Origin of the sequence: Chryseomicrobium palamuruense, assembly GCF_042649045.1 — a bacterium.
GTDB lineage: Bacteria > Bacillota > Bacilli > Bacillales_A > Planococcaceae > Chryseomicrobium > Chryseomicrobium palamuruense.
This window is the reverse complement of the sequence record NZ_JBHSEF010000009.1, coordinates 359,610-386,160: the sequence shown is the minus strand read 5'-3', so window position 1 is coordinate 386,160 and position 26,551 is coordinate 359,610. Positions and strand designations below refer to the sequence as shown.

24 protein-coding genes are annotated in these 26,551 nt (G+C 48.4%); 1 reads left to right on the top strand and 23 read right to left on the bottom strand.

Features of this window, described 5'->3' with window-relative positions; all coding sequences use genetic code 11:
- Positions 1–170: 170 nt before the first annotated feature.
- From ACFO0S_RS03420 to ACFO0S_RS03360, 13 genes are all read right to left on the bottom strand, one after another.
- A complete protein-coding gene (locus ACFO0S_RS03420; RefSeq protein WP_378140194.1) occupies positions 171–608 on the bottom strand; it encodes a low molecular weight protein arginine phosphatase in 438 nt (145 codons plus the stop codon).
- 22 nt (positions 609–630) lie between these two features.
- The gene (locus ACFO0S_RS03415) at positions 631–1,650 is read right to left on the bottom strand and encodes an L-threonylcarbamoyladenylate synthase (RefSeq protein ID WP_378140192.1); all 1,020 of its coding nucleotides are present in this window, start codon (positions 1,648–1,650) and stop codon (positions 631–633) included.
- Between the two features lie 6 nt (positions 1,651–1,656).
- The gene (locus ACFO0S_RS03410) at positions 1,657–2,127 is read right to left on the bottom strand and encodes a stage II sporulation protein R (protein WP_378140190.1); all 471 of its coding nucleotides are present in this window, start codon (positions 2,125–2,127) and stop codon (positions 1,657–1,659) included.
- Between the two features lie 47 nt (positions 2,128–2,174).
- Positions 2,175–3,032, bottom strand: coding sequence for a peptide chain release factor N(5)-glutamine methyltransferase (prmC, locus tag ACFO0S_RS03405; protein ID WP_378140188.1), 858 nt, complete (start codon positions 3,030–3,032; stop codon positions 2,175–2,177).
- Complete coding sequence (gene prfA, locus ACFO0S_RS03400) at positions 3,016–4,095, bottom strand: peptide chain release factor 1 (protein WP_378140186.1); 1,080 nt, start codon at positions 4,093–4,095, stop codon at positions 3,016–3,018. Before prfA ends, prmC begins: the two co-directional genes overlap by 17 nt.
- Positions 4,096–4,434: 339 nt before the next feature.
- Positions 4,435–5,007, bottom strand: coding sequence for a thymidine kinase (locus tag ACFO0S_RS03395; RefSeq protein WP_378140184.1), 573 nt, complete (start codon positions 5,005–5,007; stop codon positions 4,435–4,437).
- A gap of 251 nt (positions 5,008–5,258) precedes the next feature.
- Positions 5,259–5,474 (bottom strand): 50S ribosomal protein L31, encoded by a 216-nt coding sequence (gene rpmE, locus ACFO0S_RS03390; RefSeq protein ID WP_094943609.1) that lies wholly within the window; start codon positions 5,472–5,474, stop codon positions 5,259–5,261.
- A gap of 171 nt (positions 5,475–5,645) precedes the next feature.
- Positions 5,646–6,929: a transcription termination factor Rho gene (rho, locus tag ACFO0S_RS03385; RefSeq protein ID WP_378140181.1), complete on the bottom strand. Its 1,284-nt coding sequence runs from the start codon at positions 6,927–6,929 to the stop codon at positions 5,646–5,648.
- 466 nt (positions 6,930–7,395) lie between these two features.
- Positions 7,396–8,358 (bottom strand): class II fructose-bisphosphatase, encoded by a 963-nt coding sequence (gene glpX, locus ACFO0S_RS03380; RefSeq protein ID WP_378140179.1) that lies wholly within the window; start codon positions 8,356–8,358, stop codon positions 7,396–7,398.
- A 42-nt stretch (positions 8,359–8,400) separates the two neighbouring features.
- The gene (locus ACFO0S_RS03375) at positions 8,401–9,690 is read right to left on the bottom strand and encodes a UDP-N-acetylglucosamine 1-carboxyvinyltransferase (RefSeq protein WP_378140177.1); all 1,290 of its coding nucleotides are present in this window, start codon (positions 9,688–9,690) and stop codon (positions 8,401–8,403) included.
- A gap of 8 nt (positions 9,691–9,698) precedes the next feature.
- The gene (fsa, locus tag ACFO0S_RS03370) at positions 9,699–10,346 is read right to left on the bottom strand and encodes a fructose-6-phosphate aldolase (RefSeq protein ID WP_378140175.1); all 648 of its coding nucleotides are present in this window, start codon (positions 10,344–10,346) and stop codon (positions 9,699–9,701) included.
- An 88-nt stretch (positions 10,347–10,434) separates the two neighbouring features.
- Positions 10,435–11,292: a class II fructose-bisphosphate aldolase gene (locus ACFO0S_RS03365; RefSeq protein WP_378140173.1), complete on the bottom strand. Its 858-nt coding sequence runs from the start codon at positions 11,290–11,292 to the stop codon at positions 10,435–10,437.
- Between the two features lie 99 nt (positions 11,293–11,391).
- The gene (locus ACFO0S_RS03360; protein ID WP_378140171.1) at positions 11,392–11,754 is read right to left on the bottom strand and encodes a response regulator; all 363 of its coding nucleotides are present in this window, start codon (positions 11,752–11,754) and stop codon (positions 11,392–11,394) included.
- Between the two features lie 159 nt (positions 11,755–11,913).
- On the opposite strand from ACFO0S_RS03360, the gene ACFO0S_RS03355 reads away from it, so the two are divergent.
- The gene (locus ACFO0S_RS03355) at positions 11,914–12,459 is read left to right on the top strand and encodes a DUF2529 family protein (protein WP_378140169.1); all 546 of its coding nucleotides are present in this window, start codon (positions 11,914–11,916) and stop codon (positions 12,457–12,459) included.
- Positions 12,460–12,642: 183 nt separating this feature from the next.
- On the opposite strand, the gene ACFO0S_RS03350 is transcribed toward ACFO0S_RS03355, so the two are convergent.
- From ACFO0S_RS03350 to ACFO0S_RS03305, 10 genes are all read right to left on the bottom strand, one after another.
- On the bottom strand, positions 12,643–14,250 hold the full coding sequence (locus ACFO0S_RS03350; protein WP_378140167.1) for a CTP synthase: 1,608 nt from the start codon (positions 14,248–14,250) through the stop codon (positions 12,643–12,645).
- A 244-nt stretch (positions 14,251–14,494) separates the two neighbouring features.
- A complete protein-coding gene (gene rpoE / locus ACFO0S_RS03345) occupies positions 14,495–15,055 on the bottom strand; it encodes a DNA-directed RNA polymerase subunit delta (RefSeq protein ID WP_378140165.1) in 561 nt (186 codons plus the stop codon).
- Positions 15,056–15,126: 71 nt separating this feature from the next.
- Positions 15,127–15,285 carry a hypothetical protein gene (locus ACFO0S_RS03340; protein ID WP_378140163.1) on the bottom strand — a complete coding sequence of 53 codons (159 nt, stop codon included), beginning with the start codon at positions 15,283–15,285 and terminating at the stop codon, positions 15,127–15,129.
- Between the two features lie 313 nt (positions 15,286–15,598).
- A complete protein-coding gene (gene icmF / locus ACFO0S_RS03335) occupies positions 15,599–18,856 on the bottom strand; it encodes a fused isobutyryl-CoA mutase/GTPase IcmF (RefSeq protein ID WP_378140161.1) in 3,258 nt (1,085 codons plus the stop codon).
- Positions 18,857–19,495 (bottom strand): TetR/AcrR family transcriptional regulator, encoded by a 639-nt coding sequence (locus tag ACFO0S_RS03330; RefSeq protein WP_378140159.1) that lies wholly within the window; start codon positions 19,493–19,495, stop codon positions 18,857–18,859.
- The gene (locus tag ACFO0S_RS03325; protein WP_378140157.1) at positions 19,496–20,635 is read right to left on the bottom strand and encodes an acyl-CoA dehydrogenase; all 1,140 of its coding nucleotides are present in this window, start codon (positions 20,633–20,635) and stop codon (positions 19,496–19,498) included. It abuts the gene before it with no gap.
- A gap of 16 nt (positions 20,636–20,651) precedes the next feature.
- Positions 20,652–21,788: an acyl-CoA dehydrogenase gene (locus tag ACFO0S_RS03320; protein WP_378140155.1), complete on the bottom strand. Its 1,137-nt coding sequence runs from the start codon at positions 21,786–21,788 to the stop codon at positions 20,652–20,654.
- 12 nt (positions 21,789–21,800) lie between these two features.
- Positions 21,801–22,652, bottom strand: a complete 852-nt coding sequence (locus ACFO0S_RS03315; RefSeq protein ID WP_378140153.1) for a 3-hydroxybutyryl-CoA dehydrogenase — start codon at positions 22,650–22,652, stop codon at positions 21,801–21,803.
- Between the two features lie 27 nt (positions 22,653–22,679).
- Positions 22,680–23,873: an acetyl-CoA C-acetyltransferase gene (locus tag ACFO0S_RS03310; protein WP_378140151.1), complete on the bottom strand. Its 1,194-nt coding sequence runs from the start codon at positions 23,871–23,873 to the stop codon at positions 22,680–22,682.
- 449 nt (positions 23,874–24,322) lie between these two features.
- Positions 24,323–26,485 carry a heterodisulfide reductase-related iron-sulfur binding cluster gene (locus ACFO0S_RS03305; RefSeq protein ID WP_378140149.1) on the bottom strand — a complete coding sequence of 721 codons (2,163 nt, stop codon included), beginning with the start codon at positions 26,483–26,485 and terminating at the stop codon, positions 24,323–24,325.
- Positions 26,486–26,551 lie beyond the last annotated feature (66 nt).

The window sequence follows — 26,551 nt, the reverse complement described above, 5'->3', positions numbered from 1 at the left end:
GGGTAGATGCCGAAAATGGACCCACGAACATGGTTGAATGATTAATATGCTGAAATTGGACCGGGGAACATGCTCAAATGGACCGGGTAAACGTCTAGAATGGACCTCGCTCTTTTTCAGGGGTGTTGCTAAATCTTTTAACTCAAAAAACTCCGACCCGAGGAAAATCCTCAGTCGGAGTTTTTTTCGAGACGCATGAGCATCTGTTTCTGTAATTCTTCTAATTGATAAAGAGTGAACTGGTAGTCTTGCAATGTACCACCGAACGGGTCCGCGATTTCGAACGGATTATCGGGGGCTGCATACTCTGCGTAAGTGTAGACTTTGTCTTCCACGTGAGGGAAGCGATAAAGAATTGCTTCTTTATGGGAAGAAGTCATGGTGAGCACCACGTCTGCCCACTCTAGTAACTCTGCCGTTACCGGTTGTGACGAGTGCTCCGCAGGTAATCCTTTTTCCGCAAGCGCCTGTTGCGCAAAGTGTGACATCGGTGCGCCGTGCGCTGCGTGGACGCCTGCCGACTGCACTTCGATGCCTTGCTCTCGCCAAATGGCAGCGGCCATCGGGCTACGGCACGTGTTTCCTGTACATACAAATACGATTTTCATCCCATTCCCTCCTTTCGAGTCATCATAAGTACTCGCCGCCCGCCGCCTTCTCGAGGCGGTTCATCAGCGCTTGGCCAAGGCCTTCCCTCGGGTAGGCGCCCGCGACGATGACGTCGACATCCAGCTGGTTGCACGCGCGCAGCGCAGCAAACAGCTCGCGACTGATGCCAGCCCAGTCGCCGGCCTTGCCGAGCGACAGGAACGCGTCATGCGGTAAGCCGCGGTGCTCCTCCACCGCCACAAGCGCCACGCGCCGGCCCGCTTCGCGGAGCCGCGCAAGCTTCTCGGCCACGCCGTCCTCTTCGAGGAACGCGAGCCGCACGGGCGCATCTGGCGCATAGTGCGTGTACTTCATTCCCGGCGCTTTCGGCGCCTGCTCTTCACGCAGACGGCCGGCGCCTTGCACTTCGCCGACGACGGCGATGAGCATCTCTTCCGTCACCGAGCCCGGGCGCAGTAGCGCTGGGGGCTCGACGGAGAAGTCCACCACGGTGGACTCGAGACCCGCTGTCGCGGGGCCGCCGTCCACAATCAATGGAATGCGCCCGTCGAGATCTTCCGCTACATGGCTTGCCGAGGTTGGGCTTGGCTTGCCGCTGCGGTTCGCACTGGGCGCAGCAATCGGAATTCCGGCTTGCTTCAAGAGCTCTCGCGCCACTGGATGTGACGGCATGCGAACACCGACTGTGGATAACCCAGCCGTGACATTTTCCGCAACAGCACCTGACACTACAGGGAGAATCGCAGTAAATGGTCCTGGCCAGAATGCATCCATGGCACGCTTTGCTTTTTTAGGCACCGATGCCGCAATCCCTTGCAGTTGCTTGGTTTCTGCGATATGTACAATGAGTGGGTTGTCTGCTGGGCGACTCTTCGCTTCGAAAATTTTCGCAACGGCTTCCGCATTGCGTGCGTCTGCTCCAAGTCCGTAAACCGTCTCTGTTGGGAAGGCAACAACGTCCCCCGCCAGCCACTTGTCCACAACTCGTGCATAACTTTCTATGTTATCCCCAGCACTGTCCACAACTAAAATCTTTGTCATTTTGCGTCATCCTTCTTCTTTACTTACCTTATCCCCATCTTGTGGATGAGTTGCTACGTCGTCTGTGGAAAACCACCGTTTCCAGAGCATCACAAAGAACGATTTTGGTTCTTCAACATCTTGCTCATCGTAACAACTGTTTTTTACGAGGATACACCAAAAGTTATCCCCACGTCCATCCCCGAGCCGCACGTCATGTCCGAGATAAACGCCTTGAGGAGTCACCACGCCCCCCACTCGTTTCGGTGGATACAAAACTTCTTCTAACGTCTCCACTTTCGCAAGATCAAGTGCCTGCGCGGTCTCCTGTTTCACTTCTTGTGCCGCCCTGCTATTATTATCCGCCACCACACGTACACGTGGTTCATCGGCAACGCTTCCGCCAAGCCAGACAAGCACGCCTACAACTGCGAGCAGTCCCCATAAAAAACTTTCCACCGCTTCAAAACGCTTTACTGTGTCATAAAAACGAGTCATGCCGATTCCCCCTTGACCTCAGCATGACCCCAAATCTTTTATTCTATTCAAAGAGTTGCAAAAACCATTCGGTCTCGTCCATTTAAGTCTGCCACGACGTCCACCACCGCTTCCGGAAAGGCATCTTGTAACAAACGAGCCACCGCCGGACCTTGTAAATAGCCAATTTCAAAGGCGATGAGTCCTTTCTCTTTCATCACGACCGGAAGGCGCTGGATGATGCGTTTATAGAAATACAGCCCTTCATCCTCTGCGAACAGCGCGAGATGCGGTTCATGCGCGAGTACGGTATCGGTCATGTCCACCTTTTCCGATTCCGCGATATATGGGGGGTTTGAGACGAAAACATCCAAACTGCGCGCTTCTATAGGAGCCGTCAAATCCCCTTGTAAAAATGTCACGTCGGCACCTAAGTTCACTGCATTTTTAGTTGCCACTTCTAAAGCTTCCCCGGAAATGTCCACCGCCACCACATCGGCTTCATGCATCTCCAGCTTTAACGTCACGGCGATACAGCCCGTTCCTGTCCCGACATCCGCGAGGTTCACAGGTGCCTGACCAAACAACGCTTTCTTGCGCGCCACCACCTGCTCGATCAGTTCTTCCGTTTCCGGACGAGGAATAAGCGTTGCGGGCGTCACGAAAAAGTGCCGTCCGTAGAATTCTGCTTTACCTACGATATATTGATAGGGCATGCCTTCCCCAATGGCCTCGATTCCTTCTATGAAACGGGTTTGGATGACTTCCGGCATCTCGTCCTGCAGACACATCATGAGGTCTGTATAATTCAGCTCACTTATGTCCTGCAGGAAAAATCGTGCCGCCAGTTCCTCGCGACCGCGTGTCTGTAAATACGAAGAAGCCCACGCGAGGGCTTCTTGATAGGAATTAAAGTGTGCTTTCATTCATCTTGTCCATCTTTTCCGCTTGGTCTTCGATGATCAATGCCTCGATGACTTCATCGAGTTTCCCTTCCATGATCTGGTCGAGTTTTTGAATCGTCAAGCCGATGCGGTGATCTGTGACACGGTTTTGCGGGAAATTGTACGTACGAATACGCTCAGAACGGTCACCTGTACCCACTGCAGACTTACGAACTGCGTCGTATTCTGCTTGTGCTTCTTGACGGTACTTGTCCGCCACACGTGCACGAAGAACTTTCATCGCTTTCTCTTTGTTCTTGATCTGCGATTTTTCGTCCTGACATGTCACTACGGTGTTTGTAGGAATGTGCGTCAAACGAACCGCAGACATCGTTGTATTTACAGATTGCCCACCGGCCCCTGAAGAGGCATATGCATCAAAGCGAATGTCTTTGTCATGAATCTCAACGTCCACTTCTTCCACTTCCGGAAGACACGCAACGGTTGCCGTCGAGGTATGAATGCGACCACCTGACTCAGTTTCTGGAACACGTTGTACGCGGTGCGCCCCGTTTTCATACTTCAATTTCGAGAAGGCGCCGTTTCCGGCAATCATAAAGACGATCTCTTTAAATCCACCAAGGCCCGTCGGTGAAGAGTCCATGATATCGATTTTCCAGCCATTCGTCTCTGCGTAACGACTGTACATGCGGAATAGACTTCCGGCAAACAACGCTGCCTCATCGCCACCCGCTGCTCCGCGAATCTCCATGATGACGTTCTTGTCGTCGTTCGGGTCTTTCGGAATGAGGAGGACGTGTAGGCGGTCTTCAAGCGCACCGATCTGCTTTTCGAGTTCATTCACTTCTTCTTTGACCATCTCGCGCATGTCTGCGTCGAGCTTATCATCAAGCATTTCTTTTGCTTCAGCTAATTGCTCTTTCGCGGCTTTGTATTCTCGGTAGGCATCGACCGTTTCTTGCAGGTCGGATTGCTCTTTGGAATACTGACGAAGCTTGTCTGTGTTGTTGACAATATCCGGATCGGATAGCATTTCATTTAATTTGTCGTAGCGGTCTTCTACCGCTTGCAAGCGATCAAACATTGGGACACCTCGTTTCTTTGGTTGTTGGAATATCGTAAATTGTCCCAAAACCTTCGCTTTTCTGAGGGAGCACACCGAAGCCTCCTCGTGGTTACCCAAAGCTTGCGCTTTGCTCCCCACTGTGGGGTCTCCGATGCACTCTGATCCTCTAGAAGTCTTCGGTTTTGGGCCAATTCACTCTCTTACAATCGTAATCAATTTTCATAAACATATTGAATCGTGTTGCGTATACGCGAACAGTGACTGGTCTAAAATCATTCGCCCTCGTAGAGGCAAAGAGCGCCTCACGAGTCCGCCTGATTTTCTCGGAATTTCTGAACGAGCGTTCTTCACATCTAGCTAGAGTGGCGGATTGGCATGACACTTCCTGCATACTGGGTAGTAGCTGTCGTTGCCACCAATTACGATTTGAGCGCCTGTGCGAACAGGTTTTTTGTGTTCATCGACGCGCAGATTCATCGTTGCTTTTCGATGACAGAACCAGCAAATCGTTTTCATTTCTTCAATTTTATCTGCATAGGTCAACATATAGCGGCTGCCTTCAAACAATTCATTCATGAAGTCATTTTTCAAACCAAAGCCCATGACCGGAATGTTCAGCTCATCAACAATCTGTGTGAGTTGCAGCACATGTTCTTTGCTAATGAATTGCACTTCGTCAATGAGCACACAGTAAATACGCTCGTCTTGATTTTTCACATAGTCAAACAAATTTGTCTCATTATACACCGGAATCGCCTTGCGCTTTAGTCCGATACGGCTAGCCACCGTACCTACATCATCGCGCGTATCGATGGCTGGTGTGAAGATAATCACTTGTTTGTTTTGCTCTTCGTAGTTATGCGCCACTTTCAAAATTTCAATCGATTTTCCGCTGTTCATTGCGCCGTGTTTGAAAAATAGTTGTGCCATTCAGTCTATGTACCCCTCTTTTTATAGGTTAAATGAAGTAGTTTCTGGAGCAGGCGGTTCCACATCTTTTTGTATCTAGCATTTTCGAGTTGCACCGCCTAGAAACACACTCCAAAATCATTCGCATCCATAGAGGCAAAGAACGCCTCTTTGGACACGCCTGATTTTCTCGGAGTTTCTGGAGCAGGCGGTTCCACATCTATCTCTAAAAAAATACCTGTAAGGCGTATGCCCCACAGGTATTTAGGTTCTTAGTTTTGTTGCTCTTCTTTAAGACCGTATTTTTTGTTGAAGCGATCAACACGACCATCCGCTGCTGCGAACTTCTGACGTCCTGTGTAGAATGGGTGACATTCGCTGCAGAACTCGACGTTGATGTTTTCTTTTACAGAACCTGTTTTGAATGAGTTCCCACATGAACAAGTTACTGTTGCTTCTTTGTAGTCTGGATGAATTCCTGATTTCATCTAATTTCTCTCCTCTCGCCCTGAACCATCTGGAACAGAGTTGGTTATCAAAACTGATGCCTTACATAGCCCGTCTCGCCAGCTACATATGCAGCAGATAAAGGTAAACTTACAACGTATAGAATACCATATTCTTCAGGCAAGGGCAAGCAGTTGGTTTGAAAAAAACTTCTATAATGATGCCTTGTTCGCCTTATGCGCCTTCATCTCATCAGCCAGCTGTTGGAAGAACGCATCGTTGTCTTTCGTTTGCTTCAGCTTGCGCATGAAACGCTCCGTGAAGTCTGGCGAATCTGAGAACGTTTTGCGAATCGCCCATAGCTTGTCGAGCTGCTCTTTTGGAATGAGCAAGTCTTCTTTTCGCGTCCCTGAACGACGAATGTCGAGGGCTGGGAAAATACGGCGTTCGGCGAGTTGACGGTCTAAGTGAAGCTCCAAGTTCCCTGTACCTTTGAACTCTTCGTAAATCACTTCATCCATACGAGAGCCTGTGTCGACTAACGCAGTTGCCAGAATCGTCAAGCTTCCGCCTTCTTCGATGTTGCGAGCTGCTCCAAAGAAACGCTTTGGACGGTGGAATGCAGCTGGGTCGATACCACCTGAAAGTGTACGACCGCTTGGTGGAATGACTAAGTTGTACGCTCTTGCGAGACGTGTGATCGAGTCCATCAAGATGATGACGTCGCGCTTGTGTTCGACAAGCCGCATCGCACGTTCAAGTACCAGTTCCGTCACTTTGACGTGATTTTCTGGGACTTCATCAAATGTCGAAGAAACGACGTCCGCATCTACAGAACGCTCGATGTCCGTTACTTCTTCCGGACGCTCATCGATCAATAGTACAATGAGCTCCGCTTCCGGGTGATTCGTTGTAATTGCGTTCGCAATTTCTTTTAAGAGCATCGTCTTTCCGGCTTTAGGAGGGGCAACGATCAGGCCACGTTGACCGAAACCTACTGGTGCAACAAGATCCATAATACGTGTCGACAACGCGTTTGGTGTCGTTTCGAGTTTAATATGACGGTCCGGATACAGTGGTGTCAGTGCTGGGAAGTGGACGCGTTCTTTCGCCGTTTCCGGATCTTCGCCGTTCACGAGTTCCACGTGTAGAAGTCCGTAGTATCGTTCACTTTCTTTAGGTGGACGTACTTTGCCGGTTACTTTATCTCCGTTACGAAGGTCAAAACGACGGATTTGAGACGCCGAAATGTAGATGTCCTCTGAACTCGGTGAGTAGTTGATCGGACGTAAGAAGCCGAACCCTTCTGATGAGATGATTTCAAGTACGCCTTCCATGAAGAAAAAGCCTTCTTGTTCGGCACGTGTTTTGATGATTGAGATGATCAATTCTTTTTTCGTCAATTTACTATAGGAAGAAATTTTGTATTTTTTCGCAAGCTCATAGAGCTCTTTTAATGTCATGTTTTCCAGTTCATTTATTGTATGCTGGGTCATTTGGGCACCACGCTTTATCAAATTTTAATTGGGATTTTCATAAGGAAGAAGAGTAAGAGAAGCTGAATAATAGGAGGTAGAATTCTTGGCTTTACAAATAGGATTGAGCTAAGAGTTTGGCTTCCGTGGCTAGCTCATACAAAAGAAAAGTCTTATTGTAAGACAAAAGAGAATGAATCAGAGTGAAAATCCCGAGACTCCTGGAGCATCAGAGGATTCACGAGACCCCACAGTGGGGAGCAAAGCGCAAGCTTTGGGTAACCACGAGGAGGCTCGAGGAGGCTCGCTCCGGAAAGGGAGGGATTTTCACGAGGATTCATGATATTGCGTTCGTTTTTAATCGGTATCGAGTTGTACCACCTAGAAATACACTCCAAAATCATTCGCATCCACTGAGGCAAAGTACGCCTCATTGGATCCGCCTGATTTTCTCGGCATTTCTGGAGCAGGTGGCTCCACATCTAGATTAAAGCACAAGATTCGGCTTTTTCTTCAAACTGTGACGACCTTCTACAAATCGTACGGTTCCCGATTTCGCACGCATAACAATTGTATGTGTTTCTGCGTAGGAACCTTTGAACTGCACGCCGCGAAGAAGTTCACCGTCTGTAACGCCAGTTGCCGTGAAGATCGCGTCGTCTCCGCGAACGAGGTCTTCCATACGAAGCACTTTGTTCACATCGATACCCATCTTGATGCAGCGCTCAAGTTCTCCTTCTTCATGAGGAACTAAGCGTCCTTGGATTTCTCCGCCAAGACACTTGAGGCCGACTGCCGCGATAACGCCTTCCGGAGCCCCGCCCATTCCGAAGAGAATGTCGACACCTGTTTCGTCAAATGCTGTATTGATAGCTCCTGCAACGTCCCCATCATTGATCAGTTTGATACGCGCGCCAGACGCACGGATCTCGTCAATGATTTGTTGGTGACGTGGACGGTTCAAGATTGTCGCTACAACATCTTGAATATCTTTATTTTTTGCACGGGCGACCGCACGTAGGTTATCAATGACCGGTGCATCGATATCAACAAGTCCGACCGCTTCCGGGCCGACTGCTAATTTGTCCATGTACATATCCGGTGCGTGAAGCAAGTTGCCACGGTCTGCGATTGCCAGCACCGCTAAGGCGTTCCAGCCGCCAGACGCGACAATATTGGTACCTTCTAATGGATCCACTGCGACGTCAACTTGAGGTCCCCCTGTTCCAAGACCCAATTTTTCTCCGATATAGAGCATTGGGGCTTCGTCCATTTCACCTTCACCGATGACGACAACGCCTTCCATAGGAATGGTGTCAAAGACCGAACGCATCGCTGTTGTCGCTGCGTCGTCTGCTTCATTTTTTAATCCGCGTCCCATCCAGCGAGATGACGCAATTGCCGCCGCTTCTGTGACACGTACGAGTTCCATTGATAAACTTCGTTCCATCGTTTCTCCTCCTGCCGTGTATAAACCTGTTTTATTGTACCACTAGTTACGTGTATCTGCATTGTCAATTTCGACAGGTTCTAACTTGACACGTCGGATATCCGCCCCGAGACCCGTCAGTTTTTCAATCAACTTGCCGTAGCCACGCTCGATATGGTAAATATCGTGCACTTCCGTTTCCCCGTCTGCGAGTAAACCTGCTAAGACAAGAGCAGCGCCTGCTCGTAAGTCACTTGCACGGACGACAGCAGCCTCGAGTGGCGTCGGCCCTTTAATGATCGCCGTACTGCCTTCCACTCGACTGTCTGCGTTCATGCGGCGCAGTTCATCGATTTGCTTGAAACGCGCGGAATAGATCGTATCGGTAATGACCGACGTTCCATCCGCCTGCGTCATGAGCACCGTAAACGGCTGCTGAAGATCGGTCGCAAATCCTGGATAGACGAGTGTTTTGACATCGACAGGTTCCAGGTTCTCCACACGTGGAATGAACAACGATTCTTCGCCTTCCTCCACCGTGACGCCCATTTCTTGAAGCTTTGCTGTTAACGCTTCTAAGTGAAGTGGGATGACGTTATCAATCGTGATGCCGTCTCCAATGAGCGCTGCCATGATCATGAACGTTCCTGCTTCGATTCGGTCCGGTATGATTGTATGCTTTGTCCCGTGAAGTGCATCAACGCCTTCAATCCGGATAATATTCGTACCGGCGCCCTTGATGTTCGCACCCATATTTGATAGAAGTGTCGCAACATCAATGATTTCCGGTTCTTTCGCCGCGTTTTCAATAATTGTACGACCGTTTGCACGGACCGCGGCAAGCATGATGTTAATTGTTGCGCCTACGCTGACTACGTCAAGGTACACTTTCGTACCTTCGAGTTGTTCTGCACGTAAATAAATCGCTCCGTGTTCGTTCGTCACTTTCGCACCAAGCGCTTCAAAGCCTTTGATGTGCTGATCGATCGGACGAGGTCCTAGGTGACATCCACCTGGAAGCCCGATCGCTGCGTGACCAAATTTACCTAGCATCGCGCCCATCAAATAATACGAGGCACGCAGTTTTTTAATATTGCCGTTTGGCAATGCCATGTCCTGGACGTTTGTCGGATCCACGGTCATCGTGCCATCTTCAAATGTCACTTCCGCGCCGAGTTCTTCTAAAATTTCTTTTAAGATGTAGACGTCCGCAATTTCTGGAAGACCTTCAATAGAAACAGGGGAATCGGCTAAAAGGGTTGCGGGAATTAATGCCACCGCACTGTTCTTGGCACCACTGACTTTGATGGTCCCTTTTAAACGATTGCCGCCTTTGATTTTATATACATCCATATTGACACCTACTTCGATTGTCGGTTGTTCCAGTCGTTCAAGAATGCTTCAATCCCTTTGTCAGTGAGAGGGTGATTGAAGAGTTGTTGCAAGACTTTAAATGGTGTAGTCGAAATGTGTGCACCGTTCAGTGCTGCATCCGTGATGTGTTGTGGGTGACGGATCGATGCGGCAATGATTTCTGTATCGATGTCGTGAATCGTAAAGATGTCTGAGATTTTCGCAATCAATTCCATCCCGTCATGACCGATATCATCTAAGCGACCTAAGAACGGCGACACATATGTCGCGCCTGCACGAGCTGCCATCAATGCTTGGTTCGCACTGAAGATAAGTGTCACGTTCGTTTTAATACCTTCTGCACGGAACACCGAACATGCTTTTAAGCCTTCTGGCGTCATTGGAAGTTTTACAGTAATATTTGGTGCGATTGCAGCTAACTCGCGACCTTCTTTGATCATGCCTTCTGCATCTAACGCGATTACTTCTGCAGAAACAGAACCGTCGACTAGTGCTGTGATTTCACGCAAACGGTCGTGGAAAGAGATGTTTTCCTTTGCAACTAGAGACGGGTTCGTTGTGACACCGTCGATAATGCCCCATGAGTGGGCTTCTTTGATTTCGTCAAAATTCGCTGTATCAATGAAAAATTTCATAAGATTTGGTTCCTCCAATTAGTGAAATGGGAGAAGCAGCCGCTTCTCCCGTAAATGTGTAGACTGTACTTTGGACGATCAGGTTGCGTTACGCTTTCCCTGAACTTCCGAATTCGCGCATTTTACCTTGCACAGTTTGCTTGATCGCATCGCGCATTGGTGTTAAGTATTTGCGTGGGTCATACTGATTCGCGTCCGCATTCAAGAAGTCGCGAACCGCTTGTGTCCCTGCAATTTGGTTTTCTGTATTGACGTTGATTTTCGCTGTTCCAAGCGAGATCGCACGTTTAATGTCTTTTGTTGGGATTCCTGTTCCACCGTGTAAAACAAGTGGTAGGTCCGCAAGTTTCGATATTTCTTCCATCTCTGCAAAACCAAGGTTTGGTTCCCCTTTGTACGGTCCGTGAACGGAGCCTAGTGCAGGTGCAAGGAAGTCGATGTTCGTACGCTTCACAAGCTCTTCACACTCTTTTGGATCCGCGTAGATGACGCCATCTGCTACGATATCGTCTTCTTGTCCGCCCACTGTGCCAAGTTCTGCTTCTACAGAAACGCCATTAGCATGTGCGTATTCAACCACTTTAGACGTGATTTCTACATTCTCTTCAAACTCATGGTGAGACGCATCGATCATGACCGATGTGAATCCAGCGTCAATTGCTTCTTTACATTTATCGAAACTTGAGCCGTGATCTAAGTGGATCGCTACAGGAACTGTCGTGCCATAATCCTTCATCAGACCTTTGACCATATGTACGACTGTGTTAAAGCCGCCCATGTAGCGCGCTGCGCCTTCTGAAACACCTAAGATGACAGGAGATTTTTCCTCTTCTGCCGCTTGTAAGATTGCTTGTGTATATTCAAGGTTGTTAATATTAAATTGCCCAACTGCATAGCCTTCTCGTTTGCCTTTTTCAAGCATGTCTTTCATTGATTCTAATGCCATGAATGGACCTCCTCTACATGATGATAGCGAGTTTTTGTTCGTGCAAGCTATCTACCCATCAGTGTAACAAAAAAAGGCGTGGTTTTCCACACCTTCCCTCTACGACACCTCGACTTCTTCCAGTACGGCGTCACGTACTTTAAATATATCAAACGGTTTTGTGAAATAAAGCGTCGCGCCAAGTTCTCGCGCCTTCTCCATCAAGTTTAATTCCCCGTAAGCTGTCATCATCATCACCGGTACATCACGTTCCGACAATTTCATTCGTTTTAAAATCTCAATCCCGTTCATCCCTGGAATTTTCATATCAAGCAATACCCCATCAATATTTTGTGTAGCAAAGACCTTTAGTGCCTCCTCCCCATTTGCTGCGACCGTGACTTCATACCCCGATTGTTCAAAGACTTCCTGCAACAACATGCGTATCCCCGCTTGATCATCGACAATCAGTAAGTGTGACATCTGTCATTTCTCCTTTGTCTTCCAAATTTTTAAAAGACCTCTACAGTAATTATCCATTGTTTGCCATGGAAAAACAATACTTTTTCACACTTTTTCTTTCGACAAATAAGCCAAAATACCTTAAATCGTATACAAAAGTTGTATAAAAGCCCTGCTCTTTTGTATACTTTCCGAAGAGGTGAAATTACAATGAAAATGTTAACGACACAACTATCCGGCCTCCTGCAGCGCATTGCCGGTTCACAGGAAGAATCCATCGAAGAAACCGCCCGACTCCTCGCCCAGGCAGCGGCTGGCGAAGGCACTATCTACTTCGCCACATTCGGTGAGATGGATGCCGTTTATGCAAACGCCGAGGCATCTGGACTTTTCCCGCGCCTTGCGAAATGGACTCGCAACACAGACGTTACATCCGCAGACCGCGTATGGATTTTAACTACCCATGCCACCCACCCGGAAGCGCTATCGCTTGCGCAGTCACTCGCCGATTCGTTCATCCCCTTCAGCGCATTGACGGCTGATAAGCCCGACGAGACCAATCCACTTGCTGACCTCGCATACACATACGTCTCCGTTGACATCTCAAAAGGGTTACTCCCAACCGACACCGGCGACCGTGTCGTCCTGCCGTACGCCTTCGCCGCCCTCTTCATTTACGAAGCCGTGCTTCTTAGCGTACGTGAGATGACGGAGGATTGGGAATAGGCTCAACATCTTCCGGAGAAAAATCTTTAGGAATTTATGGTTTAATCGAAAATTAGTTTTCAACAATAGATGACATAAAAAGACCCGTGGTGTCTGAGTGTTCTCCTCAGATGCAACGGGTCTTTTTTTGTCCTCATTTCAACTGAAAAATCAGTTGCTAGTTAGACTAAATATTCATTTCATTTATTTCGATTCACGTGCGTCGACAGAGGCACGAATGAACTCACGGAACAACGGCTGAGGGCGCGTTGGGCGTGAGACGAACTCTGGGTGGAACTGAGATGCCAAGAAGAACGGGTGCTCCGGAAGTTCGATGATTTCGACCAAGCGGCCATCCGGGCTTGTTCCAGAGAAAGAGAAACCTTGTTGTTCAAACGCTTCACGGAATTCGTTATTGAACTCATAACGGTGACGGTGACGCTCATACACGAGGTCCTCACCGTACGCTTCGCGTGCTTTCGAGCCTGGTTTCAACTTACATGGATACAGTCCCAGACGAAGCGTTCCGCCGAGGTCTTCCACGTCTTTTTGTTCCGGAAGCAAGTCGATGATGCTATGTGGCGTTTCCGGGTTTAATTCAGTAGAATGTGCGCCTTCAAGCTTTAAGATCGAACGAGCAAATTCAATTGTTGCCAACTGCATTCCTAGACAAATCCCTAAGAACGGAACGCTGTTTTCACGCGCATATTTTGTAGCTAAAATCTTCCCTTCGACGCCGCGATCACCGAATCCGCCAGGAACCAAGATACCATCTACATCGGAAAGCAGTTCCTGGACATTTTCTTCATTCACATGTTCTGCGTTGATCCACTTGATTTCAATGTCCGAGTCAAATGCATAGCCTGCGTGTTTCAGTGCTTCCACAACAGAAATGTACGCGTCCGGAAGCTCCACGTATTTACCTACTAAGCCGATTTTGACTTTGCTCGAAAGTCCTTTTACAAGTGACACAAGATCTTTCCAGTCACTCATGTCTGCCTCTTTGTTCTCCAGCTTGAAGTGGTCAAGTACGATTTGATCTAAATTTTGCTCTTGTAAATGAAGCGGGATTTCGTATAAAGATTCTGCATCGAGCGCTTCGATGACCTCTTCCGGTTTGATGTCACAGAAAAGAGCAATTTTGTCTTTCATGTCTTGTGGCACTGGCGCTTCTGAACGCACGACAATGACGTTTGGTTGGATACCAAGTGAACGCAGTTCTTTGACTGAGTGTTGTGTCGGTTTCGTTTTCATTTCGCCTGCTGCACTGATGTAGGGAAGAAGCGTCACGTGAATGTACATGACGTTTTCACTACCGACGTCACGTTTCATTTGACGGATCGACTCAAGGAATGGAAGAGATTCGATATCCCCTACTGTTCCACCGATTTCTGTGATGACGATGTCTGCTTGTGTTTCACGCGCAGCAAGATATAGGCGTTCTTTGATTTCGTTGGTAATGTGCGGAATCACTTGAACTGTTCCACCGTTGTAATCGCCGCGACGCTCTTTGCGAAGGACAGACGAGTAGACTTTCCCAGTCGTGATGTTCGAGTATTTGTTCAAGTTGATGTCGATGAAACGCTCGTAGTGCCCAAGATCAAGATCCGTTTCCGCACCGTCATCCGTTACAAATACTTCTCCGTGTTGGTACGGGCTCATCGTACCTGGATCGATGTTGATGTAGGGGTCAAACTTTTGGATAGTAATGCTCAGTCCGCGATTTTTGAGTAGACGTCCAAGGGATGCTGCCGTGATTCCTTTACCAAGTGACGAAACAACGCCGCCTGTTACGAAAATATATTTTGTCATGTGTGTTCCTCCTATTGATTGAATTGCCGGAATAGTTCTTGAAAAACGGAAAAGACATATCTTGCGTTCCGATAGGAATACAGGAAATGTCTTTATCTATGAACGATGGAGTCCGATCTCCATCAAACAAAAAAAGCGCCCTCCTGCTGTATTGCAGGGGAGCGCATTATGCACATTGGTTGTTGTCTCTTTTAGAGAGCCCAATTAAATCGTATAGCGATTTGCCAAATAAGTCAAGGATGAATTACAGTTCTTCTTCCTCATCTTCTTCCACGTCACCTTCATCATCAATCTCAAACTCGTCATCTGCTTCGATCAAATCTTCATCAATGTCTTCTTCGTCCACATCTACGTCCGGAATGTCGATCACGTCATCATCTTCGTCCTTATCATCGTCTTCGTCTTCATCATCGATAAGTTCTTCGATTTCTTCGTCTTCATCATAGAGAAGTTCATCTTCGTCTTCTATGATTTCTTCGTCTTCATCGTCTGCTACTTTCGCTTTCTTCTTGCGGACTTTAACCGTTGGCGCAGACTCTTCTTCGATCGTGTCGACTGGGTACCATTCACGAAGGCCCCATTTGTATTCGGATGTCGCCAGGAAGCGGCCATCGATGTTCATGTCTGTATAGAATTGCAGTTTTTTCGTTTCCATTTGAGCGTCTGTATATCCTGTTACGTCTTGAATGGCTTGAAATAGATCTCCTAAGTCAAGTGCTTCACGACGGTCAGTTAAAATAGCGAATGCTAGGTTAATTAGGGATTCTTCTTGTAATTGCTCTTTCGTCATCTCACGAAAATTCATTCGGTCAACGTCCTTTCTGGTTCCGTTTGCATACCTTTCATTGTACCCATATTAGCGGAAGATTTCCACTATCACTTTGTCTTTTTTTTCGTGCGCAAAATGTAGAAGCCTACACCAAAGAGAAAAAAGGCGAGAATCAGAAGGGGTACACTGCTGATTTGGTCGTTGTAGACAAAGACCGTGATGAACAGGAGGATGAGAATGATTAGCCAAACGATGAATTGTTTCATGAGATGCATCCCCCTTTAGTGTTAGATTAATCGTACTATTTCGACTACTGGAGCGCAAGTCGACAGTGTCCGTCGGTTGGACCGTGTCGCGTTCCTACTCGGCGACCCTGGGTTCGGCCGTGTCGCGAACCCACCCGCTGTCCTACCCCCGTTCCTACTCGACGACCCTGGGTTCGACCGTGTCGCGTACCCACCCGCTGTCCTACCCCCGTTCCTACTCGGCGACCCTGGGTTCGACCGTGTCGGCTACCGTGTCGGTTACCGTGCCACGAAAAAAAGATGCCCGTCGCCAGGCATCTTCCACATCTAGGTGTTACATATTTCTCCGATACTGCCCGCCTACTTCGTACAGGGCGTTGGTGATTTGACCGAGGCTCGCGACTTTAACAGTGTTCATGAGCTCTTCGAAGATGTTGCCACCCGTCTTCGCCACGTCTTTGAGTCGCGTGAGGGCTGCTTCGGCAGCATCTGCATGGGAGTTTTGGAAACTGCGTAAATTCGTGATTTGGATTTCTTTTTCTTCGGTAGACGCACGTGCGATTTCCATGTTGTCGATGTCGTCTTCTGATGCCGGGTTCGGGTTCAGATACGTGTTGACACCGATGATTGGGAGTTCGCCTGTGTGTTTTTTCATTTCATAGTGCATCGATTCTTCTTGAATCTTGCCGCGTTGGTACTGCGTTTCCATGGCACCAAGCACGCCGCCGCGGTCATTCATGCGGTCGAATTCTTGAAGAACCATTTCTTCCACAAGGTCCGTGAGTTCTTCAATGATGAACGCGCCTTGTAGCGGGTTCTCGTTTTTCGATAGACCGTGTTCTTTCGTAATGATCATCTGTATTGCCATCGCGCGGCGCACCGATTCTTCTGTTGGTGTCGTAATCGCTTCGTCATACGCATTCGTGTGAAGCGAGTTACAGTTATCCTGCAAGGCCATCAACGCTTGAAGCGTCGTGCGGATATCGTTGAAGTCGATTTCCTGCGCGTGCAAGCTGCGGCCCGATGTCTGGACGTGGTACTTCAGTTTCTGAGAACGCTCGTTTGCGCCGTATTTCTCGCGCATTGCGACTGCCCAGATGCGACGAGCCACGCGGCCGATGACTGTGTATTCCGGATCCAGACCGTTCGAGAAGAAGAACGACAAGTTCGGAGCGAAATCGTCAATATGCATTCCGCGGCTCAGGTAATACTCCACATACGTGAAGCCATTCGATAATGTGAAGGCAAGCTGAGAAATTGGGTTCGCGCCCGCTTCCGCGATGTGGTAGCCAGAAATCGATACCGAATAGTAGTTGCGTACTTTGTGGTCGATGAAGTACTGCTGGATATCGCCCATCATACGGAGAGCGAACTCTGTTGAGAAGATACATGTGTTTTGTCCTTGGTCTTCTTTTAAGATATCTGCTTGCACAGTCCCACGAACGACTTGTAGCGTGCCTTCGCGAACTTCTGTGAACTCTTCTACGGTTAAGGTGCGGCCGAGTTCTTCCTCACGCTTTTTCACTTGCTGGTCGATCGCTGTGTTCATGAACATTGCCAAGATGATCGGGGCCGGACCATTGATTGTCATCGATACAGAGGTCGACGGGGCACAAAGGTCGAATCCGTCATAGAGCTTCTTCATGTCATCTAGCGTGCAGATGTTTACTCCCGACTCCCCAACTTTCCCGTAAATATCCGGACGGTGGTCTGGGTCTTCTCCATAAAGTGTCACAGAGTCAAATGCTGTCGATAGACGCTTTGCTGTGTCGTCTTTTGATAAGTAGTGGAAACGACGATTCGTACGTTCCGGCGTCCCTTCCCCAGCAAATTGACGTTTTGGATCTTCCCCTTCACGTTTGAACGGGAATACACCTGCTGTGTACGGGAATGAGCCTGGGACGTTTTCTTTATACGCCCAGCGCAAGATTTCGCCGTAATCTTTAAATTTCGGGAGTGCCACTTTCGGGATTTTTAGCCCGGAAAGGCTCTCTATCCGCAAGATGGTACGAATCTCTTTATCTCGGACTTTCGTTACGAACTCGTCCCCAGAATACGCTTCTTTTAGCGCTTCCCAGTTCTCAAGGATTTGTTTCGATTCCGCTGTTAATTCATTTTTCGCCTTGTCGATCAGTGTTTCGAGTGCCTGAACGAGGAGCTCTTCACTGTCCGCTTCTCTCACTGCCGCAAGTGCGCCTTCTAATTGGAACAAGCGACGTGCGACGTCCACTTGTTTCTCAGACTTTGTATGGTAACCTCGTACCGTGTCGGTGAGTTCGCGCAAGTAGTAGCGACGGTCATTTGGAATGATGACGTTCTGCTTTTGCGTCTTCGCAAATTCTTCATACGACGTCGTCCAATCCAAACCAACTTTCTCATTGATTTTCGCAACGAGTGCCGCGAACAACGCGTTCGTGCCTTTGTCGTTGAACTGACTCGCGATGGTGCCGTAGACAGGCATCGTATCGAGGTTGTCGTGCCATAACTCGCGGCTACGCTGGTACTGCTTCTGCACTTGGCGAAGCGCGTCTTCTGAGCCTTTGCGTTCAAACTTATTGATAACAATCAGGTCTGCAAAATCAATCATATCGATTTTCTCAAGCTGAGATGGGGCACCGAACTCGCTTGTCATGACGTACATCGACAAGTCTGAAATCGTCGTGATTTCTGCGTCCCCTTGTCCGATTCCGCTTGTCTCAACGATGATCAAGTCGTAACCAGCTGTTTTCACTACGTCTAACACATCTTTGATTGCGCCGGATAATTCGGTACGAGATCCGCGTGTTGCGAGCGAACGCATAAATACACGTTTGTTGAAGATGGCGTTCATGCGGATGCGGTCACCAAGAAGTGCGCCACCTGTCTTTTGTTTCGTCGGGTCGATCGATAGAATCGCGACGCGTTTTTCCGGAAGTTCCGTCAAGAAACGGCGGATCAATTCATCGGTTAATGAACTTTTCCCTGCGCCACCTGTCCCCGTAATCCCAAGAACCGGCGTACCTTTTGACTTTGTGCGAGCCACTTCAATGAGTTGTTTTGCTTCTTCCGCGCCCGTCAGTGCCGCCTCTTCTGCTACCGTAATGAGAAGTGCGAGCTTCTCCGGGGTGTCAGCAGATGTCTCTTCGAGTAAAGCCAAGGCTCCTTCAGGAGGCGATGGTACATCACATTCTGCAATCATCCGGTTGATCATCCCTTGAAGACCGAGTTTACGTCCGTCTTCTGGCGAAAAGATGCCACTGATTCCGTATGCATGAAGTTCTTTGATCTCTTTCGGAAGAATAACTCCGCCCCCGCCGCCGTAAATGCGGATATGCGGTGCGCCTTTTTCATTCAACAAATCTTTCATGTATTTAAAGTATTCGACGTGTCCTCCCTGATACGAAGAAATCGCAATCCCCTGGACGTCTTCTTGAATCGCCGCATTGACGACTTCCTCCACTGAGCGGTTGTGCCCAAGGTGTATGACCTCGACCCCGCTTGCTTGCAGGATACGACGCATGATATTGATCGATGCATCATGCCCGTCAAATAGACTCGATGCCGTTACAAACCGAACCGGATTGGCCGGACGGTAGATTTCTACTTGTGCCACTTAGTTCTCCCCCTTTGTTACGCCTAGACCGCGCAAGATGAATGCCACTTGCAGGTCTGTGAACTCATCAATCGAATAGTTTTTATGCAGTGCCCAGCGGCGAAACGCCCACATCTGACCTTGCGTGAAAATCGTGTGTGCGTACAACTCCACTTCCGGACCGGAAAGGGTGAGCTCACCGGACTCCACACAGCTCTTCAAGATTCCCCGGAAGATGGCTGTCATCTCCTCTTCTTTCCTCAGCACGTACTGGAGCGATTCTTTCGGAAGCGACTTCGTCTCCTGGTACATGACAACGAACTCGTCTTGCATTTCATGGATGACGCTGTAGTAATAGCGAATGGCGGATTTCAATTCATCAATCGTGCCGTTTTTCGCGCCGACCGATTCGATACGCGCAAACACTTCGTCATAAATGCCGTCACAGACAAGATACAGTACATCTTCTTTTGTGCGAATGTACTCGTATAACGTGCCGATGCTAAAGCCTGCTTCTTTCGCAATTTCCCGTGTCGTGGTGCGGTGGAAGCCCTTCTCTTTGAAGAGCTTGACCCCCGCTGCAATCATTTGCTGCCGGCGTTTCTGGATGAGCTGCTCATCCTTCACCGACGTCTGGACGAGATGCTTTCCTTCCGTCATTTATTTCGTCAAGTTACGCGAAATCACAAGACGCTGGATTTCTTGCGTACCTTCGTAAATTTGTGTAATTTTTGCATCACGCATGTAGCGCTCGACAGGATAGTCTTTCGTGTAGCCGTAGCCACCGAATACTTGAACAGCTTCAGTCGATACTTTCATTGCCGTGTCACCCGCCATCAGTTTCGCCATTGCAGAAGCTTGACCGTATGGAAGATTGTTCGACTCTAGCCACGCTGCTTGGTACGTCAGTAGACGAGACGCTTCCGTTGCTGTTGCCATATCCGCAAGCTTGAACGATACCCCTTGGTTCGCAACGATCGGCTTCCCAAACTGAACGCGCTCTTTCGAGTACGTGACTGCTGCGTCAAGTGCACCTTGTGCGATACCGACGGCTTGTGCTGCGATTCCGTTACGACCGCCATCAAGTGTTTTCATCGCGATGATGAAGCCTTGACCTTCTTCACCTAACAGGTTTTCTTTTGGTACGCGGCAGTTGTCGAAAATAACTTCCGTTGTTGGTGATGAACGAATGCCGAGTTTTTTTTCTTTCTTTCCGACGGAGAAGCCTGGTGTGCTTGCTTCTACGATGAATGCGGAAGTTCCTTTATGCTTCGATTCCGGATCCGTCACGGCAAACACGATGTAGATGCCTGCAATGCCGCCGTTTGTGATGAAGATTTTCGAACCATTGATCACGTACTCATCGCCATCTAGTTTCGCTGTCGTCTTCATGCCACCCGCATCCGAACCTGAACCTGGCTCGGTTAAGCAATACGCTCCGATTTGTGACCCTTCCGCCAACGGTCGAAGGAATTTTTGCTTCTGCTCTTCGTTTCCGAATTTATAAATAGGCCATCCTGCAAGTGACGTGTGCGCAGATAATGTAACCCCAGTAGACGCACAAACACGTGATAGCTCTTCGACTGCGATTACGTATGCAAGATAGTCCATTCCTGCTCCGCCGTACTCTTCTGGCCATGGAATCCCTGCAAGGCCCAGTTCCGCCATTTGATCGAAAATTTTGCGATCAAAGCTCTCGTTCTCGTCGCGCTCTGCTGCTGTTGGTGCCACTTCTTTTTCCGCGAAATCGCGTACCATTTTACGAATCATTTCATGTTCTTCTGAAAGTTGAAAGTTCATTCTCATTCCCGCCTTTTTAGTTAGTAAGATGTTTGCTGATAACTATTTTTTGAATTTCTGATGTACCTTCGTAGATCTCTGTTACTTTGGCATCCCGGAACAAACGCTCCACCGGATACTCTTCTGTATAGCCATAGCCACCGAATACTTGAATGGCCTCAATCGTCACATCGACTGCTGTTTTGGTACTGAACAGTTTCGCCATCGATGCTTCCTGGCCACATGGCTTGCCTTCTGTTCGCAAGTTAGCAGCGCGGTAGATGAGTAAACGAGAAGCTTCGACAGCGGTAGCCATATCTGCTAGCTTAAATCCTACCCCTTGGTTCGCCACAATCGGTTTCCCGAACTGTTTACGCTCCATGGAATAAGCGACCGACTCGTCGAGTGCTGCTTCCGCAATGCCGAGCGCTTGTGCCGCAATCCCAATTCGACCCACCTCAAGGTTCGCCAGGGCAATTTTAAACCCTTCTCCTTCATTCCCGAGAAGGTTCTCTGCCGGTACGCGCATATCTTCAAACGTCAACTGCACCGTGCGTGACCCATGAAGCCCCATCTTCTCTTCGTCTTTTCCGACGATGAAGCCTGGTGTGTCTTTCTCGACAATAAATGCAGATATCCCGCGTGCCCCTTTTTCTGGATCCGTGTTGGCAAATACGATGTACACATCCGCTTCGCCACCATTCGTGATAAACACTTTTGATCCGTTGATGACGTAGTGAGCTCCGTCTTTTACTGCACGGGACTTCAATGCTCCGGCATCGCTACCTGCTGCTGGTTCTGTCAGACAGAACGCCCCTAGGTAGTCTCCACTTGCTAGTTTAGGTATATACTTTTGTTTCTGCTCTTCCGTCCCGAAGTAGAGGATTGGGTTCGTCCCAACTGACGTATGCACTGACAAGATAACCCCAACCGTCGCCGATACTTTCGATAGCTCATTGATTGCGATGATATAACTTGTAAAATCCATCCCTGCGCCGCCGTATTCTTCCGGAATCGTAATTCCCATCAACCCGAGGTCGCCCATTTCTTTGACGATTTCTTTCGGGAAGTGACCTTTTTCCATTTCTTCGATAAACGGAGCAATCTTCTTCGTTGCAAAGTCGCGAACCATGTTGCGCATCATCATTTGTTCTTCAGTAAATCTTAGTTCCATCGTGTTTGCTCCTTACTCGTATACGTAGAATCCTCGTCCTGACTTCTTCCCTAGCCAGCCAGCCTTCACATACTTACGAAGGAGCGGACATGGACGGTACTTGCTGTCGCCAAAACCGTCGTGCAAGATCTCCATGATATAAAGGCACGTATCTAGACCAATGAAGTCTGCTAGTTGCAGAGGCCCCATCGGGTGGTTCATGCCAAGTTTCATGACATCATCAATTGCTTCTTTCGTTGCCACACCCTCATACAACGCGTAGATCGCTTCGTTGATCATCGGCATCAAAATACGGTTTGATACGAAACCTGGGAAGTCGTTCACTTCCACTGGCACTTTGCTCAGCTTCTTCGTCATCTCTTCAATGTCTCTGTACACTTCATCCGATGTTGCGAGTCCACGAATGATTTCAACGAGCTTCATCACTGGGACGGGATTCATGAAGTGCATCCCAATCACTTGTTCCGGACGATTGGTCACTGCCGCAATCTCTGTAATCGGAAGGGACGAGGTGTTTGTCGCTAAAATCGCGTGTTTTGGTGTAATTTCGTCCAGCTGTTTAAAGATCTGCTGCTTGATTTCCATGTTCTCGACTGCCGCTTCAATGACGATGTCGACGTCGCTCGCATCGTTAATATCCAGTGACTTTGTAATGCGCCCCAAGATTTCCGATTTCTCGTCTTCTGTCTTACGTCCTTTTTCAACGTCACGTGATAAATTCTTTGTGATGGTTGCGAGTCCGCGCTCGAAAAACTCTTCCGCCCGGTCGTTTAGTTTCACATCAAATCCTGCTTGCGCACAGACTTGCGCGATTCCTGATCCCATTTGTCCTGCGCCGATAACGAGTACTTTTTGAATAACCAAGTTGGGTCCCTCTTTCTGTTTTAAAAATTAGTTTTTTGGAACTTCGAGTAAGATGGCGTCCCCTTGACCGCCACCTGAACAGATGGCTGCAATCCCAAGTCCACCGCCTCGCTTTTGAAGTTCAAGAGCAAGGGTGTAGACAATACGAGCACCTGACGCACCGATTGGGTGACCAAGCGCCACTGCGCCTCCGTTAACGTTCACTTTTGATTCATCCAGACCTGCAATTTGGTTACTTACAAGGGCTACCGCTGCGAACGCTTCGTTGATTTCAATGAGGTCGATGTCTTCTATCGACTTGCCGTACTTTTCAAGAAGCGTATTGATCACAAGCCCTGGGGTTTGCGGGAATTCTTCAGGTGCCACACCCACTTCCGCATGACCAATAATCGTTGCGAGTGGCTTGATGCCCAGTTCGTTTGCTTTTTCTTCTGAAGCGAGGACAACTGCACATGCACCGTCATTCACACCTGGTGCGTTTCCGGCAGTGATCGTTCCTTCTTTGCCAAATGCAGGGCGTAACCCGGAAAGGACTTCCTTCGTCGTCCCTGGGCGTGGTGCTTCGTCGGTATCGACTGTGATTGGATCGCCTTTTCGCTGCGGAACCTCAATTGGTGTAATCTCTTCTGCAAAACGACCGTTCTCTATCGCTTTTAACGCACGTTCATGGGAGCGGGCTGCCCATTCATCTTGCTTGTCACGTGAGATATCAAAGGTTGCGGCTGTTTCGTTTCCGTAAGTCCCCATATGGACATTTTTCGGGTGGAACGAACAGGACAGACCGTCATAGACCATACCGTCGACCACTTGTGCGTCTCCCATACGGAATCCTTCGCGTGCTTTTGGAAGATAGTACGGTGCATTCGACATGGACTCCATGCCGCCAGCTACGATGAGGTGTTCTTCACCAAGACGAATGATTTGGTCACCAAGTGAGATACTGCGCATCCCTGATGCACATACTTTGTTGATCGTCTCGGTTTTGACATTCCACGGAATGCCCGCTTTATGTGCTGCTTGCCGTGATGGAATCTGGCCTTGTCCGGCTTGTAATACCGTTCCCATAATGACTTCATCGACTTGCTCCGGCTGGATGCCTGCACGGTCAAGTGCGGCTTTGATTGCGTGACCTCCTAAATCGGAAGCGGATAACGAACTAAGTCCTCCACTAAACTTTCCAAATGCGGTACGTGCCCCTGCTAAAATAACCGTTTTACTCATCTTTAGCACTCCTCTATGTGTAATGTGTAATGTGTAATCGCTTACAATTTACGTTAAGTCATGAAATCCTGGATCAGCCTGATTCACTTTTCTTGGTGTCTAGTTGCTCAGGCTAGAAATACACTCTAAAATCATTCGCTCCCACCGAGGCAAAGGACGCCTCAATGGGTCCGCCTGATTTTTTCGGCATTTCTGGATCAGCCTGATTCACTTTTAGAATTATCGAGTTTCGCAGACTTGAAATCCGTGCCAAATGCCATCGCGGCCATTGAATCAAAGAGCGATTCGCTGTCCACGCTGTCATTTGACAGAATTTCAGACCAGCCTGCTCCACATCTAGAGAAGGTGACTGAACGCTCGCTCGACAAGTTTTCATAAAGAGAGGGAGTGCAAAAAACACTCCCTTTAGTTAGCCTTAGTTTAGCGAAAAGTCTGACGAATTGCAATACTTACTGAAGTACTGGCTCGACTTCTTCTTCCGCTGTCGGTGGCTGCATTTCGCCAAATACCGATAACTCAAGAAGCTCTGCCACATCGTATGTGCCCACTGTTTCTTCGACTTCTTTCGCCTTCGTTCCATCCGATAACATCGTTAAGCAGTATGGACATCCGGACGAGATCACCGAAGGATTTACAGCAAGCGCTTGCTCTGTACGAGCAACGTTCACGCGGTTCCCCACGTGCTCTTCCATCCACATCATTCCACCGCCGGCTCCACAGCACATGCCTGTTTCGCGGTTACGTTCCATTTCCACAAGCTTGACGCCTGGAATGGATTTCAAGATTTCACGTGGTGGATCGTAGACGTCATTATACCGGCCGAGGTAACACGAATCGTGGAACGTGATGGTTTCATTGACTGCGTGTTGCGGTTTCAAACGGCCTTGTTGCACTAAATCAAATAGCATTTCTGTATGGTGAAGCACTTCGCCTGACCAACCGAAATCACTGTATTCATTTTTAAAGATATTATATGCGTGCGGATCAATAGTAACAATCTTCGTCACGCCTGCTTTTTCAAATTCTTTCACATTGGCTTCCGCAAGCTCTTGGAACAAGAATTCATTTCCGAGACGACGTGGTGTGTCTCCGGAGTTCTTTTCTTTGTTTCCTAGGATAGCGAATTTGACGCCTGCTTCGTTCATCAAGTGAGCGAATGCAAGAGCAATTTTTTGTGAGCGGCTATCGAATGACCCCATCGCGCCAACCCAGAATAAGTATTCGAAGCCTTCTCCTGATTTGTCTGCTTCTTTTACAGTAGGGATTGCGATGTCTGGACGAGCATCTCTCCAGTTTTCTTTTTCTTTACGGTTTAGTCCCCATGGATTTCCCTGCTTTTCGATGTTCGTCATCGCGCGCTGGGCATCTTTGTCCATGCGTCCTTCAGTCATGACAAGGTAACGACGAAGGTCAATAATTTTATCCACGTGCTCATTCATTACTGGACACTGGTCTTCACAGTTACGACAAGTTGTACATGCCCATATTTCTTCTTCTGTGATGACGTCCCCAATCAAGGACGGGCTGTAGATGTCTTCAATGACAGCACCTTCAGCTCCAGCAGCCATAGCCAATTGATTTCCTTTTGTCCCGTTGAACGCAAGAGCAGGTACCCAAGGCTTTGTTTTGGTTTCTACAGCGCCTGTGAACGTTAAATGGTCACGAAGTTTCGTGATGAGGTCCATCGGTGACAGCATTTTCCCTGTCCCTGTTGCTGGACACATGTTTGTACAGCGCCCACATTCCACACATGCATAGAAGTCGATCATCTGTGCTTGTGTAAAGTCCTGAATGCGACCGACACCAAATGACGGCATTTCTTCTTCCGCTTCCGGATTGTCTTCGTCTTCTTCATCCATATTGAAGTTGATTGGGCGGAGACGACCGACGTTATCTAGACGGTGGAAGTAGACGTTTGCAGGACCTGTGATCAAGTGGAAGTGCTTCGATTGCGGCACGTACACTAAGAATGTGAGTAGGAAGAGTAAGTGTGCCCACCACATGAGGAAGAACACGACAGCTGCAGCTGTTGGACCGATGAATCCAAAGATTGTCGCAATGCTTGATGCGACAGGTTCTGTCCATGTTCCAGCGTGGTCATGCCAGATCATGTTCATCCCGTTTCCGATAAGTACGGAAACCATCAGTCCGCCGATGAAGATCAGGACAAGTCCGCTCTTCCATCCACGTTTTAAGCGTGTTAATTTTTCAACGTAACGGCGATAGAATGCCCAAACCACGGCAACTAAGATCACCAATGTGACAATCTCCGTAAAGAAAGTGAAAATCGGGTACAACGGGCCAAGTGGCAAGTGTGAATCCGGTTTCAAACCTTTCCAAATGAAGTCGATGGCTCCAAGTTGTACAAGCAGGAACCCGTAGAAGAACATAACGTGAATCGTTCCACTTTTCTTATCCTTCAATAATTTCTTTTGTCCAAATACATACACCCAAATTTTGCGAAGACGTTCTTTGATGTTGTCTTCAAACTCTACTTTTTTACCAAGCTGAATATAGCTGTACCGCGTCTTCAACAGGTAACCAAACAGGTAGAGTGCATAGCCCGTGACGGCAATGAATAAGATCCAGTTAGCAATTAATAGCGGACTCAATTTCTTCTCCCCCTCTAAGATGAAATTCGATCTTACTCGTAAGCATAACAACGCTATTCGAAGAAA